The following is a 14,483-nucleotide window of genomic DNA, read 5'->3' as shown; positions in this document are numbered from 1 at the left end:
GACTGCTTTGGTTATGAAAAATCAATTCTTCCCCTTTGCCGGCCCGCTTACTACAGTCGACAAGACGCCCGCCGCGCGCGGTGCAAAACGAATCAGCAGCAGAGGGTCCCGATGACACAGATTGCCGACGCCGTACTCGACGTCCTGCCCATTTCGCGCGAAAAAGCGCAAACCGCCGCCGATCTGGTGCAGGGTCTGGACCGGCCCGCTCTGGAATGGCTGGCCGGCTTCATGGCGGGGGCCGCTGCGCGCCTGCGCGCCGACGCACCGCAGGCCGCCACGCCGGTCGCGCTGGCCGCGGGCACGGCGGTGCAGCAGCAGCTGACCATCCTCTACGGCAGCCAGACCGGCAACGCCAAACGCGTGGCCGAGCGGCTTGCGGGCGAGGTCCAGGCTGCGGGCCTGCCGGTGCGCATCGTGCGCGCCGACGCCTACCGCACGGCGGAGCTGAAGAAGGAGCAATTCCTCTACATCGTCATCAGCACGCACAGCGAGGGCGACGCGGTCGAGCCGCCGGACGACTCGCGCGGCTTTCATGAATTCCTCACCGGCAAGCGTGCGCCGCAACTGCCGAATCTGTCTTTCGGCGTGCTGGCGCTGGGCGATTCCAGCTACGTCGATTTCTGCGGCATCGGTCGTCAGATCGACGAACGCCTGGCCGCCCTCGGTGCCAAGCGCGTACTCGAGCGCGCCGATGCCGACGTAGACGTGGACTACGTGGCCACGCCCTGGGCGGCCCAGGCGCTGCAGCAGGCCAAGGCGCTGCTGGGCCCCAGGCAAGCCGCGGCCAGCAACGCCGCCAGCGCCGAAGTCCTGCCGCTGCGCCCCGCGCACGCCTCCTGGTCGCGCGAGCGGCCCTACCTGGCCGAGGTGCTGGTGAACCAGCGCATCGTCGGCAGCGGCAGCCAAAAGGACGTGCGCCACATCGAGCTGTCCCTGGCCGGCAGCGGCCTGCACTACCAGCCCGGTGATGCGCTCGGCGTCTGGCCCACGCAGGCGCCCGAGCTGGTGCAGCGCGTGCTGGAGGTTCTGAAGCTGGCCGCAGACACCGCCGTCACGCACGGCGATGAGACCCTGCCACTGTCCGAATGGCTCGCACACCGGCGCGAGCTCACCGTGCTCACCCGCCCCTTCATTGCCGCACTGGCTGAACGCGGCAAGCACGCAGCGCTCACGGCCCTGCTGCAGCCCGAAGGCAGCGCCGAGCTGGCCAGGTTGCTCAACATCTCGCAGCTCATCGACGTGCTGCGCGCCTGGCCCACCCAGTGGAGCGCCGATGCCATCGTTGCCGCGCTCCGGCCGCTGGCGCCGCGCATGTATTCCATCGCCAGCAGCCAGGCGCTGGTGGATGAAGAGGTGCACCTGACGGTGGCCCTGGTGCAGTTCGAGAAGGAAGGAGAGGCCCGCTGGGGCGTGGGCAGCCGCTATTTGAGCGCTGCCGAGGAAGGCGCGCAGGTGCCGGTGTTCATCGAGGCCAACGAGCGCTTTCGCCTGCCCCAGGATCCGGCGCGCGACCTCATCATGGTGGGCCCCGGCACCGGCGTCGCGCCGTTTCGCGCCTTCGTGCAGCAACGCCAGGCCGACGGCGCCACGGGCCGCAACTGGCTGTTCTTCGGCAACCCGCACCGCCACAGCGACTTCCTCTACCAGACCGAATGGCTGCAGGCCGTGAAGGACGGCGCGCTCACGCATCTGGAAGTGGCCTTCTCGCGCGATCAGTCTGAAAAGGTCTACGTACAGCACCGCCTGATCGAGCACGGCGCCGAGGTCTGGCAGTGGCTGCAGGGCGGCGCGCACTTCTACGTCTGCGGCGACGCCGAGCGCATGGCCGGCGACGTGCAGCGGGCGCTGGCGCAGATTGCCGTGGCGCACGGCGGCAAAACGCCCGAAGACGCCGCCGACTGGGTCAAGACTCTGCTGGTCGAGGGCCGCTACGCCCGCGACGTTTACTGACTGAACTCCTGAGCTGCGTTGTGGGAGCGGCTTCGGCCGCGAACGACCGCACTCGCCACATTCGTTTTTTTGAACTTGCTCCGCGCAGGCGCGCCGCGCCTCTCGCGAGGACTCGCGCACTCTTTTCATGACCGATACGCTCACCATCACCAAGAACAAGAAGCTCTCTGCCCTCGAGCACATCAAGGCGCAAAGCCGCTTCCTGCGCGGCACCATAGACCTCGGTCTGCTGGACCGCACGACGGGATCGATCAGCGAGAGCGACACCAAGCTGCTGAAGTTCCACGGCAGCTACATGCAGGACAACCGCGACATCCGCGACGAGCGCCGCCGCCAGAAGCTCGAGCCCGACTACGGCTTCATGGTGCGCGTGCGCCTGCCCGGCGGCGTGCTCACACCCCGGCAATGGCTGGATCTGGACGCGCTCACCGCGCACTCCAAGGGCGGGCTGCGCATCACCACGCGCCAGACCTTCCAGTTCCACGAAATCAGAAAGGAAAGCCTGCGCGAGGTGATCGGCGGCATCAACGCCACCGGCCTCTCGACGCTGGCGGCCTGCGGCGACGACGTGCGCAACGTGATCTGCTCGGTCAATCCGCTTGTGCCCGTGCAACAGGCGCAGGCCTATGAATGGGCGCTCAAGCTCATGCACCACGTCAAGCCGCAGACCAGCGCCTACAAGGAGTTGTGGATAGACCAACTGGAGCGCGTGAGCGACGGCGCGCAGGACGAAGAGCCGCTGCTGGGCAAGACCTATCTGCCGCGCAAGTTCAAGTTCGGCATTGCCATCCCGCCCTACAACGACATCGACGTCTTTGCCCAGGACTTCGGCCTGATCGCCATCTTCGACGACAAGAACGAGTTGCAAGGCTTCAACCTCGCGCCCGGCGGCAGCATGGGGGCGACCGCGGGCGATGCCAAGACCTACGCTGCCCTGGGCGACCTGATCGGCTACGTGCCCAAGGAGCACCTGCTGGAGACCTGCTGGCACGCGATTGCCGTGCAGCGCGACTTCGGCGACCGCAGCGAGCGCAAGCACGCGCGCCTGAAATACACCATCGACGACCGCGGCCTGCAGTGGTACCACGACGAGCTGCAGTCGCGCCTGCCCTTCAAGATCGAACCGCCCCGGCCCTACCGCTTCGAGCACAACGGCGACCGCTTTGGCTGGGTCGAGGCGGGCAAGGGCTTGTGGAACCTGACGCTGCGCATCCCCAGCGGCCGATTGCTCGACCTGCCTGGCCACCCGCGCCAGAGCGGCATGCGCGCCATCGCGCGCATCCACCAGGGCGAGCTGCGCATGACTTGCGACCAGAACGTGATCGTCGCCCAGGTCGCCACCAGGGACAAGGCGAAGATCGACGCGCTGGTCAAGGAATACGGGCTGGACGACCATGTCGACGCCAGCGGCCTGAGCCTGAACGCGATCTCTTGCGTCGCGCTGCCCACCTGCGGCCTGGCAATGGCCGAATCCGAGCGCTACCTGCCGACCATCGTGCGCAAGATGGAAGCGCTGCTGGACAAGCACGGCCTGCGCGAGGAGCCCATCCACTTTCGCATGTCCGGCTGCCCCAATGGCTGCTCGCGCCCCTACATCGGCGAGATCGCCCTCGTGGGCCGCGCCATCGGCAAGTACGACCTGCGCCTGGGGGCCGACCACCTGGGTGAACGGCTGAACGCGCTGTACAAGGAAAACGTCGGCGAGGAGGTGATCCTGGCCGCGCTCGACGAGCTCTTTGCCCGCTTTGCCGCCGAGCGCGAGGCAGGCGAGCACTTTGGCGACTTCGTGGTGCGCGCCAAAGTGGTCGAGCCGCCCAGGCGCCGCCCCGTCATCCAGTATTGAGCGCCGGCGCCATGGAGCACTTTCCGCTGTTTCTGGATCTGCGCGGGCGCCGCGTGCTGGTGGTGGGCGCCGGCCTCGTCGCCGCGCGCAAGATCGCGCTGCTGCGCTCGGCCGGCGCGCGCGTCACCGTGGTAGCCAAAGCCGCACACCCCAGCGTGCAGGCGCAGGCCGAGCGTGGCGAGATCGATCTGCACCTCAGCACCTTCGAGCCGCGCTGGCTCAACGGCATGTGGCTGGTGATCGCCGCCACCGACGACGAGGCGCTGAACCACGCGGTAGCCGTTGCCGCCGCCGAGCGCCACCTGTGGTGCAACGTGGTCGACGACGCCGCACGCTCCAGCGCGCAGGTGCCCGCCATCGTGGACCGCGCCCCCATCACCATCGCCATCTCCTCGGGCGGCGCCGCCCCGGTGATTGCGCGGCGCCTGCGCGAGCGCATCGAAGCGCTGGTCGCGCCCTCGATTGGTGCACTCACGGCCCTCGCCCGGCGCCGGCGCGCCGCCATCCGCCGTACCCGCCCGCAGCTTGCCGCGCGTCGGCGCTTTTACCACTGGCTGCTCGATGGCCCGGTGCACGATGCGCTGCGCGCCGCGCAGCCCGAACGCGCTGAAGCTCTGCTCGCGCAAGCCCTGAACGAGGGCGAATCGCCGGTGCCAGGCAAGGTGCTGCTGGTCGGCGCCGGGCCGGGCGACCCGGGGCTTTTGACCCTGCGCGGCCTGCGCGCGCTCAACGAGGCCGACGTCATCCTGCACGACCGCCTGGTGAGCGACGAAGTCCTGCAACTGGCCCGGCGCGACGCCTTGCGCATCAGCGTGGGCAAGACCCCCGGCGAAGACCACGAAGCCACGCAGCGGCGCATCCACGCGCTGATGCTGGAGCACGCCCGCCAGGGCCTCACCGTGGTGCGGCTCAAGGGCGGCGACCCGCTGGTCTATGGGCGCGGCGGCGAAGAACTTCTGGCGCTGCGTGCACACGGCATCGCCTGCGAAGTGGTGCCCGGCATCACCGCGGCGCTCGCCTGCGGTGCCTATGCGGGCATCCCGCTCACGCACCGCGGCCTGGCCGACCGGCTCACGCTGGCCACTGCGCACCGCAGCGCCGATGCCGAAGCGGCCCGCACCGAAAGCGGCCACACACGGGTCTATTACATGGGCGTGGAGCGCCTGGGCACGCTGCGCGCCCAACTGCTGCGCGATCTGCCCGCAGACACCGCCTGCGCCATTGTGGAAAACGGCTCGCGCCCCGAACAGCGCACGCTGCACGCCACGCTGGCCACCGTGCTCGATGAGGCCCGCGCGCACGCCATCGCCTCGCCCGCGCTGCTCATCGTCGGCGAGGTCGCCGCGCTGGGGCAAGAGCTCGCGTGGTTTGGCCAGACCCTGACATCGCCAGCACGCGCTGGCGCGACCCGCGCGCCCGAAGACGGCGCGCTGCTCGCCGCATAGAAAGGACAGCTTCATGGCCAACACCTTGACCACACCCTTGGCGCAGCGCTGGAACGCCTTGCTTGCCCTGCTGCAAGGCATCGCCGAGGAACACCCGGACGCACTGCTCGCCTCCTCCATGGGCGTGGAAGACACGCTGCTGATTCACGCGCTGATGCAAGTGCCCACGCGCCTGGGCGTCTTCATGCTGGACACCGGCCGCCTGCACAAGGAAACGCTGGCCATGGTCGGCACCATCGAGCAGCGCTACGGCATCACCGTCCAAGTGCTGCACCCCGAGCCGGAGGCGGTGCGCAACTACGTGCAAACCCACGGCCTGAACGCCTTTTATGAGAGCGTGGAGCTGCGCAAGCTGTGCTGCGACATCCGCAAAGTGCAGCCGCTGCGCCGCGTGCTTGCGGGCCACAGCGCCTGGATCACCGGCCAGCGGCGCGAGCAGTCCAGCACGCGCGCCGAGCTGCCCGAAGCGCAGTGGGACGAAGCCTTCGGCCTGCACAAATACAACCCGCTGGCCAGTTGGCACACCGACGAAGTCTGGGCCGTGGTGCGCGCGCTGGACATTCCCTACAACCCGCTGCACGACCGGGGCTACGCCTCTATCGGTTGCGAATGCTGCACGCGCGCGATACGCCCCGGCGAAGACATCCGCGCCGGCCGCTGGTGGTGGGAGCAGAGAAACAACGCCGAATGCGGCCTGCACACCGCGGCCAACGCCGCCAGCCCTCTTGAACCCGCCGACCCGCCCCCCGCCGCCTGAAGCCATGACTGCCATCACCGCCCCCCAACGTACCCATCTGGATTGGCTGGAATCCGAGTCCATCCACATCCTGCGCGAGGTTGCCGCCGAGTGCGAGCGGCCGGTGCTGCTGTTTTCCGGCGGCAAGGATTCCTGCGTGCTGCTGCGCCTGGCGGAAAAAGCCTTTCGTCCGGCCAAATTCCCCTTCCCGCTGCTGCATGTGGACACCGGGCACAACTTCCCCGAAGTCATCGCCTTTCGTGACCAGCGCGCGCAGGAGCTGGGCGAACGGCTGATCGTGCGCAGCGTGCAAGACTCCATTGCCCGCGGCAGCGTGGTGCTGCGCCACGAAAACGACTCGCGCAACGCCGCCCAGGCCACGACGCTGCTCGAAGCCATCGCCGAGTTTGCCTTCGACGCCTGCATTGGCGGCGCGCGCCGCGATGAAGAAAAGGCCCGCGCCAAGGAGCGCATCTGCTCGTTTCGCGACGAATTCGGCCAGTGGGACCCGAAGAACCAGCGCCCCGAGCTCTGGAACCTCTACAACACCCGCGTACACCCGGGCGAAAACATCCGCGTCTTCCCCATCTCCAACTGGACCGAGCTCGACATCTGGCAGTACATCGCCCGCGAAGAGCTCGCCCTGCCCAGCATCTACTACAGCCACGTGCGCTCCGTCGTGCGCCGCAAGGGCTTGCTCGCCCCGGTCACGCCACTCACCCCGGCGCGCGAGGGCGAGGTAGTGGAAGAAGTGCGCGTGCGCTTTCGCACCGTGGGCGACGTGTCCTGCACCTGCCCGGTGCAGTCCGACGCCGCCACGCCCGCCGACATCATTGCCGAGACGGCAGTGACCACGATCACCGAACGCGGCGCCACACGCATGGACGACAAGCTCAACGAGGCGTCGATGGAACGGCGCAAGAAAATGGGGTACTTCTGATGAATGCCATCAATGATCTCTGGCCCGAAGCGCGCAACAAGGGCGTGCTGCGCCTGGTCACCGCCGGTTCTGTCGACGACGGCAAATCCACGCTGATCGGCCGCCTGCTGCTCGACAGCAAGGGCGTGTTCGCCGACCAGCTCAGCGCGATCTCGGGCTCGCGCTATTCGCGCGCGCCGGCCGATGCGCTCGATCTGGCGCTGCTCACCGACGGCCTCGAAGCCGAGCGCGAACAAGGCATCACGATCGACGTCGCCTACCGCTACTTCGCCACCCCGGCGCGCAAGTTCATCATCGCCGACGCCCCCGGACACGAGCAGTACACGCGCAACATGGTCACCGGCGCCTCCACGGCGGACGCCGCCGTCCTCCTGATCGACGCCGCGCGCGCCCAGGGCGGCGAGCTGCTGCCCCAGACCAAGCGCCACGCCACCCTGGCCCAACTGCTGGGCCTGCGCCACGTCGTCATCGCGATCAACAAGATGGATCAGGTGCAGTGGGACCCGGCGGTGTACCAGCGCATCCGCACGGCGGTCGAGCAGCTTGCCCAGCGGCTGGGCATGGACACGCCGCATTGCGTGCCGCTGTCGGCGCTGACGGGCGACAACGTGGTGCAGCCCAGCCCGCACATGCCCTGGTACGCGGGCCAGCCGCTGCTGGCGCTGCTGGAATCCCTGCCGCTGGACAGGGACGCCGCCGCAGAGCAAGGCAGCCGCCTCTTCGTGCAATGGGTGATACGCCACGAAGGCAGCACCACCCACGCCTTTCGCGGCTATGCCGGCCAGGTGCAAGGCGGCCCGCTGCGCGCAGGCGACGTGGTGACGGTGCTGCCCAGCGGCGAAACCGCCCAGGTGCAAGCCATCCAGCTGGGCGAGCAGGCGCTGCAGATCGCCGCCGCGGGCGACAGCGTCACCGTGGTGCTGGACCGCGAGATCGACGTCTCGCGCGGCGACCTGCTGGTAACGGGGGCCAACTCACCCCGGGTAGCACGCGAGTTCGAAGCCGACCTGTGCTGGCTGGACCGCCAGGCGCTCAACCCCGCGCGCTGGTACTGGCTCAAGCAAGGCGCGCGCCTCACCCAGGCGCGCATCACGGCGGTGACCAGCAAGCGCGACATCAGCGAACTGCGCACCGTGCCCCACGACGGGCCGCTCGCCAGCAACGACATCGGCCGCGTGCGTCTGCGCACGCGCGACGCGCTGGCGCTGGACGACTACGACAAACAGCAGAGCACCGGCGCCTTCATCCTGATCGACGACGCAAGCCACCAGACGGCGGCGGCGGGAATGGTGCGGCTGGCCAATTGAGGCCGTGACGGCAGGCCCGCGAGGTTGATGCGCATAAAATATGCGCATTCATCGTGATGGGAATGCCGCCATGCTCCGCTTCGACAACGCGCCCAAGAAATCCACCAACCTTTCGCTCAACAGCAAAGTGCTGGAAGCGGCGCGGGAGATGGGCATGAACCTCTCCCAAACGGTCGATGAACTTCTGGCCGCCGAAGTTCAGCGCCGCTATTGGGAACGCTGGAACAGCGCCAACCAGGAGGCCATCGCCGCCTACAACGCCCGCATCGACAGCGAGGGCCTGCCGCTGGCGCAGTACCGCAGCTTCTGAGCCATGGCGCGCTTTGACGTGTACCGGCATCCCGACGCAGCGCTGCGCGCCACCACGCCGTTTCTGCTGGACGTGCAAAACGAGTACATCAGCGGCTTGCAGACACGCGTCGTCATCCCTCTGCGCAGCGCGCGCCGCGTGCCGCTGCCGCTGCGCGACCTCAATCCTGCGCTGGAAGTCGAAGGCACCGCCGTCATCCTCGACGCGGCCGCTCTGGGCGCGCTGCCCCTGTCCGCCCTGAAAAAACCCGTGGCCAACCTGCGGGCACAGGCCGGGCTGATCGCCAATGCGCTGGACGCGCTGTTTGGCGGATATTGAACCGGGCAGCACCGCCCGGTGGCTGGATGCGGCCGTCTTGCAAAAGCGCGACGCCGTATGCACCCAAGTCCGAAGCGAGCGTCCGGCGCGCTGCAGAAGCCAGGCAAGACACCACTGCAACCTTGCTCCCGAGGCGCGAAGTTGATGGCTACTTGATCGGCATCTGTTTGCCGCTCGCGGCCTTGCCCGGCAGAGTCAGTATTTGATGGCGTGCCGCTCCTTGCGGAGCCTCTCCCGCGTCCAGCCAGACGAAACCGCCATTGCGCTTGAAGGCTGCGACTTCCACTCGCCCGTTGGCGACCCGTGCGCCACGTGCCTGGTAGCCAACCGGCAGCTTCGCGCTGCTTGCCTGGCTGACCAGTTGCGCCTGGCTTGCCTTGCGCAGACGGTACTCGGTGAGCTCGCGTTGCGCGCGCTTCACGAGCGCTTGCCGTTGCTCCCGGTCCAACCTTGTGTCGTTGAGTATCCCCGTGACCTTGCGAGCGATGGCCCGCTCCGCGGGGTCAGACGAGGTGGATTCGATGAATTGTGCTTTCGACATGTTGCAGTCCTTTGTACAGGTCAAGAAAGAACCGTGTCGTGCGATGCGAGCAGGCGCGCAAATGCCTTGCCTGTCGCCAGCAGTACGCGCCGCGCTTGCCCGGGCAGTCACGACTGCTTGCGGCAAATCACGGACGCACCACTGCCATCGCAGTGACGGTGATCAACTTCTTGGCCTGGACGGGTGCTACATGTCGATGGAATCCTTGCAAAATGGCTTCGTGAGGGGCATTGTCGCCCATTGCGCGTGAAGGCCGAGGTTGCGCCTGGCACTGACTCGGGGTTGCGCATGGTGACTGCCCTCGGCCTTCATGCGCTTTCGCAGGGGCTTGGGAATTCACGGCCAGAGCGCCATCGCCGGGCTTGATTCAACTGCCGTCCACCCTGTAGTGGCATTCTTCGGGAGCACGAATCGGAGCAAAGAAAACCCGCTTCCCTGTGACAGGAGCGGGTTTTGAGGTGTCGTGGGGCTTTGTAAACCCCTTGTTTGGTGGTGGTACCGGGACTTGAACCTGGGACATCAGCATTATGAATGCTGCGCTCTAACCAACTGAGCTATACCACCGAAGGCGCGCATTTTAGCCGAAAAGACGCCCCTTCCGGCAGTTGCGCGGGGCTGCTGCGCTTTCCTTGCAGCGCCTGCGCTTGCCCGGCCGCGGGCAGCGCGGGGCGCTCGCACTCAAGAGCCGTGGCGCTTGTCGCGCACGCTGACGCGGGACGTCCCCTCGTCGCGGAAGTCGAACGCGCCGATGGCCACCAGCAGCTTGCTCAGGGTGGCGTAGCCGTAGTTGCGCGGATCGAAACTGGCCTTGTTGCTGATCTGGGTGCCGACCGCGCTCACCTTGGCCCAGCCCGATTCGTCTTGCATCGCGTTCACCGCGTCGCGCAGCAGGTTCATCAGCGCGGTGTCCTGGCGCAGTTGCGCCGTGGGCACGCGCATGCGTTGCGCTGCGGGAACGGGGGCCGCAGCGGGGGTGGGCGTATCGGCATGGGCGCTCGAACGCGGGGGCCGGGCGGGCGCATTGGGGGCGGCCGCCGGCGCGCGCTCTGCGCCAGCAGGGGCGGCGTCCGCCTCGGCTTCTGCCGCCGCGTCGCGCAAGGCCTCCAGGTACAGGAAGCGGGAACAGGCGTTGACGAAGGGCTTGGGCGTCTGCGCCGCGCCAAAACCGAACACGGCGGCTCCCTTGGCGCGCAGGTGCATGACCAGCGGGGTGAAATCCGCGTCCGAGGACACGATGCCGAACGCGTCCGGGCGCTCGGTGTAGAGCAGCTCCATCGCGTCCACGGTCATCGCCATGTCGCTGGCGTTCTTCTGCCGCGAGTAGTCGAATTGCTGCATAGGCCGGATGGCAAACTCCAGCAGCCGCGCGCGCCAGCCCTCCAGGGCGTGCTTGGTCCAGTTGCCGTAGGCCCGCCGGATGTTGATGACACCAAGGGTGGAGAGCTCGGTGAGGATCTCGTCGATCAGCTCCGCCGGCGCATTGTCGGCGTCGATCAGCAAGGCGATGCGAAACGGGGCCGCGAGATCCTTGTCCATGATTCACCCCTGAATTGATAGCTGCAAGCGCTTGTCCAGCAAGCGCCAGAGCCGTATGTGACCGGTATTTTATTGGTGGGTGAACTTCGCCTGGCGCTTGTTCACGAAGGCGTCCATGCCTTCCTTCTGGTCTTGCGTTGCAAACAGCGAATGAAACAGGCGCCGCTCGAACATCACGCCGTCGCTCAGGCCGCCTTCAAAGGCGCGGTTGACCGATTCCTTGGCGGCCATGACGGCGATCTGCGAGAAGCCGCTGATGGTGATGGCGGCGGCAAGCGTCTCTTCCATCAGCTTGTCCAGCGCGACGACGCGGCTGACCAGCCCGGCGCGCTCGGCTTCCTGCGCGTCCATCATGCGGGCGGTGAGCGCCATGTCCATGGCCTTGGATTTGCCGACGGCGCGCGGCAGGCGCTGGGTGCCGCCGGCGCCGGGGATGACGCCGAGCTTGATTTCGGGCTGGCCGAATCTGGCGTTGTCCGCGGCGATGATGAAGTCGCACATCATGGCCAGCTCGCAGCCGCCGCCCAGGGCGTAGCCGCTCACGGCGGCGATGACGGGCTTGCGGATGGAGCGGATGGTCTCCCAGTTGCGCGTGATGTAGTCGCCCTTGTAGGCGTCGGCAAAGCTGTACTTGGCCATCATGGTGATGTCGGCGCCGGCGGCAAAGGCTTTTTCGCTGCCGGTGAGCACGATGCAGCCTATGGACTCGTCGGCGTCAAAGGCCTTGAGCGCCGCGCCCAGCTCGTCCATGAGCTGGTCGTTCAGCGCGTTGAGCGCCTTGGGGCGGTTGAGCTGGATGACGCCGACTTTCTCGGCTTCCACGCGGGTGAGAATGCATTCGTAGGCCATGGCTTGCTCCGGTGTTTGTGGGTTCAAACGCCTGAATATAGCGACTGGCGGCCGCGCGAAGCGGAGCCAGCGCTCAAGGCAGACCCAGCCACTGGTCGGCCAGCGCCGGCTCGGTGACGCTGAGCTGCACGCTGCTTGCGGGGCTGTCGGGCGCGGGCAGGCTCAGCGCCAGGCGCAGCAGGCGGGCGTCGCGCGCGACCAGCGCGGTGAGCTCGGGCTGCGCGCCGGCGTACAGCGCCAGGTCGTCGAGCTTTGCAAGCCGCCAGCCCTCGCCCGCGACCTCCACGCCCAGCCATTCGTCGCCGGCCATGAAGCCCGCGCGCTCTGCCGCGCTGCCGGCAAGCACCAGCTTGACCCGCACGCTGCCCGACTCCTGCACGCGCAGGCCCAGGCGCTGGGCCGGTTGGTCGGTGTCGCTCTTCATCTGCACGCCATGCGCGGCCAGCAGCTCGGCCAGCGGCAGCTCGCCCGTGCCGTGCACCCAGGCGTGCAGCTCGTCGCCCCAGTGCCGGCCGGAGCAGCGGCGCAGCTGCTGGCGCACGGCAGCTTCGGTGATCGGGCCGCCCTTGCTCGTGCGCCACAGCGCGCGCATGACGTCGTCCAGCGTGCAGCGGCCGCTGCTGCGCAGGGACAGGTCCAGGCACAGCGCAACGAGCGCGCCCTTGGTGTAGTAGCTGACCGTGGTGCCGGGGGTGTTTTCGTCCGGGCGGTAGTAGCGCACCCAGGCATCAAAGCTCGCCTGAGCCACGCTTTGCACCTGGCGCCCGGGGGTCTGCAGCACCTGGTTGATGGTCTTGGCAAGCAGCTTGAGGTAGCCGGACTGGTCGATCAGGCCGGCGCGGCGCAGCAGCAGGTCGTCGTAGTAGCTGGTGAAACCTTCGAAGAACCAGAGCAGCTCGGTGTAGTTCTCCTGCGTGTAGTCGTAGCGCGTGAACTCGGCGGGGCGCATGCGCTTGACGTTCCAGGCGTGAAAGTATTCATGGCTGAACAGGCCAAGCAGCGTGGTGTAGCCCTCGGGGGCCTTGGCCTGGCCCAGGCGCGGCAGGTCGCGCCGGTTGCAGATCAGCGCGGTGCTGCTCTTGTGCTCCAACCCGCCGTAGCCATCGTCTGCCGCATTGAGCAAGAAGGTGTAGTGCGCAAACGGCGCGCTCGCGTCCTCGCTCCAGAAGCGGATCTGCTCTTCGCAGATGCGCCGCACGTCGCGCAGCAGGCGGGCGCTGTCGAACGACGCCGGCGCGCCGCTCACCACCAGGCGGTGCGGCGTGCCGCAGGCGACGAAGCGCAGGCTTTGAAACACGCCCATCTCCACCGGGCAATCGGCCAGCTCGTCGTAGCCCGCTGCCTGGTAGCTGCCAAAACCGTGGCGCGCGGCCTTGAGCGCGGTGAGCGCGGTGGCCAGCTGCCAGTTGCCGCAGGCGGCCGGGCGCAGCACCTGCAGGCCGTGCGGCTGCTCTTCCTGGCCGTGCACGCGCAGGCACAGGCTGGTGGCGTTGAAGAAGCCGCGCGTTGCATCCAGCCAGGCGGCGCGCACCGAGCGGTCGCTGGCCACGACCTCGTAGTGCAGCACCAGCGGCTCGCCGCGGCGGCACAGCGCCTGCCACTGGCATTTGCTCAGCTGGGTGAGCACCACGGCGCGCCCGCCCTGGCGCGCGCGCAGGTTCACCAGATGGCGGGAGAACTCGCGCACCAGGTAGCTGCCCGGTATCCACACCGGCAGCGACAGGTTCTGGCGCGCCGCCGGCCGCGCGATGGTGAGCGTGAGGTGGTAGCGGTGGGTGCGCGGGTCGGGCAGATCCACGCGGTAGTGCACCGGCGGCAACAGGGGTTTGGGCATATCAAATACAGGAGCTGCAGGCGCCTGTCAACAAAGGACTTTGCAGCGCTTTTACCACGAAAGCCCCGCCAAGCCTGCGCGGGCAGCTCTCAAAATGCAAGAAGGCGCTATTTGGCGCTGGCCAGCGCATTCAGGCGCTGGTCCACCTCGGCGCCGGCGATGGCGCCGGGTACGCGCGAGCCGTCGGGGAAGATCAGCGTGGGCGTGCCGGTGATCTTGTGCTTGCGCCCCAGCGCCAGGTTGCGCTGCAGCGCGCCCACGTCGCAGCTGGCCGCGGGCGGGGCCACGTCGCGCAGCATGTGGTCTTGCCAGACGGCGGCGGGGTTCTTGGCGCACCAGATGTTGCGCGACTTTTCTGCCGAATCGGCGCTCAGGATGGGGTAGAGGAAGATGTGCATGGTGACGTTGTCCACCTTTTGCATGTCCTTCTCGAAGCGCTTGCAATAGCCGCAATTGGGGTCTTCAAACACCACCAGCTGGCGCTCGCCCTTGCCATGCACCACCTTGAAGGCGTCCTGCAGTGGCAGCGACTTGAAGTCGATGGCGGTGAGCTTGTTCACCCGGTCCTCGGTCAGATTGCGCCGCGCGCCGGTATCGATCAGCTCGCCCTGGATCAGGAAGTTGCCGCTGGCGTCGGTGTAGTAGACGTCGGTGCCCAGACGGATTTCGTACAGCCCCTTCATCGGCGTGGGGCTGACTTCGTCGATCTGCGCCAGTTGCGGTATGCGCTCTGCCAGGGTCTTGCGGATTTGCGCCTCCTGCGCGTGCGCCGCCTGTGCGCCCAGCAGCAAGGCGGCCAGCAGAAAGGAAATGGTGCGTGCAAGATTCTTCATGGGTTTCTGAGCAGGGCAGCGCGCCCGAGTGGATGAAT

Annotated in this window: 13 protein-coding genes and 1 tRNA gene; 8 read left to right on the top strand and 6 right to left on the bottom strand. The window is 67.6% G+C overall.

The features are described from left to right. The first annotated feature begins 111 nt into the window (after positions 1-111). The 8 genes from KUD94_RS14555 (at position 112) to KUD94_RS14520 (ending at position 8,852) form a co-directional block, all read left to right on the top strand. Positions 112-1,953, top strand: a complete 1,842-nt coding sequence (locus KUD94_RS14555) for an assimilatory sulfite reductase (NADPH) flavoprotein subunit (protein ID WP_218237875.1) — start codon at positions 112-114, stop codon at positions 1,951-1,953. A 127-nt stretch (positions 1,954-2,080) separates the two neighbouring features. Continuing rightward, on the top strand, positions 2,081-3,796 hold the full coding sequence (locus tag KUD94_RS14550) for an NADPH-dependent assimilatory sulfite reductase hemoprotein subunit (RefSeq protein WP_218237874.1): 1,716 nt from the start codon (positions 2,081-2,083) through the stop codon (positions 3,794-3,796). A gap of 11 nt (positions 3,797-3,807) precedes the next feature. Then, positions 3,808-5,241 carry a siroheme synthase CysG gene (cysG, locus tag KUD94_RS14545; protein ID WP_218237873.1) on the top strand — a complete coding sequence of 478 codons (1,434 nt, stop codon included), beginning with the start codon at positions 3,808-3,810 and terminating at the stop codon, positions 5,239-5,241. A 13-nt stretch (positions 5,242-5,254) separates the two neighbouring features. Then, on the top strand, positions 5,255-5,998 hold the full coding sequence (locus KUD94_RS14540; protein ID WP_218237872.1) for a phosphoadenylyl-sulfate reductase: 744 nt from the start codon (positions 5,255-5,257) through the stop codon (positions 5,996-5,998). A gap of 4 nt (positions 5,999-6,002) precedes the next feature. Continuing rightward, entirely contained in the window at positions 6,003-6,917 is a 915-nt protein-coding gene (gene cysD / locus KUD94_RS14535; RefSeq protein WP_218237871.1) for a sulfate adenylyltransferase subunit CysD, read from the top strand. Further along, complete coding sequence (locus tag KUD94_RS14530; RefSeq protein ID WP_218237870.1) at positions 6,917-8,224, top strand: sulfate adenylyltransferase subunit 1; 1,308 nt, start codon at positions 6,917-6,919, stop codon at positions 8,222-8,224. Before cysD ends, KUD94_RS14530 begins: the two co-directional genes overlap by 1 nt. 70 nt (positions 8,225-8,294) lie before the next feature. Continuing rightward, on the top strand, positions 8,295-8,534 hold the full coding sequence (locus KUD94_RS14525) for a type II toxin-antitoxin system CcdA family antitoxin (protein WP_218237869.1): 240 nt from the start codon (positions 8,295-8,297) through the stop codon (positions 8,532-8,534). Positions 8,535-8,537: 3 nt separating this feature from the next. Further along, positions 8,538-8,852, top strand: a complete 315-nt coding sequence (locus KUD94_RS14520) for a CcdB family protein (RefSeq protein ID WP_218237868.1) — start codon at positions 8,538-8,540, stop codon at positions 8,850-8,852. A 148-nt stretch (positions 8,853-9,000) separates the two neighbouring features. Here the strand turns inward: KUD94_RS14520 and KUD94_RS14515 are convergent, their stop codons facing one another. From KUD94_RS14515 to KUD94_RS14490, 6 genes are all read right to left on the bottom strand, one after another. Continuing rightward, positions 9,001-9,393 carry a hypothetical protein gene (locus KUD94_RS14515; RefSeq protein WP_218237867.1) on the bottom strand — a complete coding sequence of 131 codons (393 nt, stop codon included), beginning with the start codon at positions 9,391-9,393 and terminating at the stop codon, positions 9,001-9,003. 487 nt (positions 9,394-9,880) lie between these two features. After that, a tRNA-Met gene (locus tag KUD94_RS14510) sits at positions 9,881-9,957 on the bottom strand. Between the two features lie 114 nt (positions 9,958-10,071). Continuing rightward, positions 10,072-10,929, bottom strand: a complete 858-nt coding sequence (locus KUD94_RS14505; RefSeq protein WP_218237866.1) for an NYN domain-containing protein — start codon at positions 10,927-10,929, stop codon at positions 10,072-10,074. A 69-nt stretch (positions 10,930-10,998) separates the two neighbouring features. After that, positions 10,999-11,778 carry an enoyl-CoA hydratase gene (locus KUD94_RS14500; protein ID WP_218237865.1) on the bottom strand — a complete coding sequence of 260 codons (780 nt, stop codon included), beginning with the start codon at positions 11,776-11,778 and terminating at the stop codon, positions 10,999-11,001. A gap of 73 nt (positions 11,779-11,851) precedes the next feature. After that, complete coding sequence (locus tag KUD94_RS14495; protein ID WP_218237864.1) at positions 11,852-13,612, bottom strand: M61 family metallopeptidase; 1,761 nt, start codon at positions 13,610-13,612, stop codon at positions 11,852-11,854. A gap of 107 nt (positions 13,613-13,719) precedes the next feature. Further along, on the bottom strand, positions 13,720-14,445 hold the full coding sequence (locus tag KUD94_RS14490) for a DsbC family protein (RefSeq protein WP_218237863.1): 726 nt from the start codon (positions 14,443-14,445) through the stop codon (positions 13,720-13,722). Positions 14,446-14,483: the final 38 nt, after the last annotated feature.

This window comes from Comamonas sp. NLF-1-9, from assembly GCF_019195435.1.
GTDB lineage: Bacteria > Pseudomonadota > Gammaproteobacteria > Burkholderiales > Burkholderiaceae_C > Comamonas_C.
The sequence above is the reverse complement of the archived record's forward strand: the minus strand, read 5'-3'. Positions and strand labels throughout refer to the sequence as shown.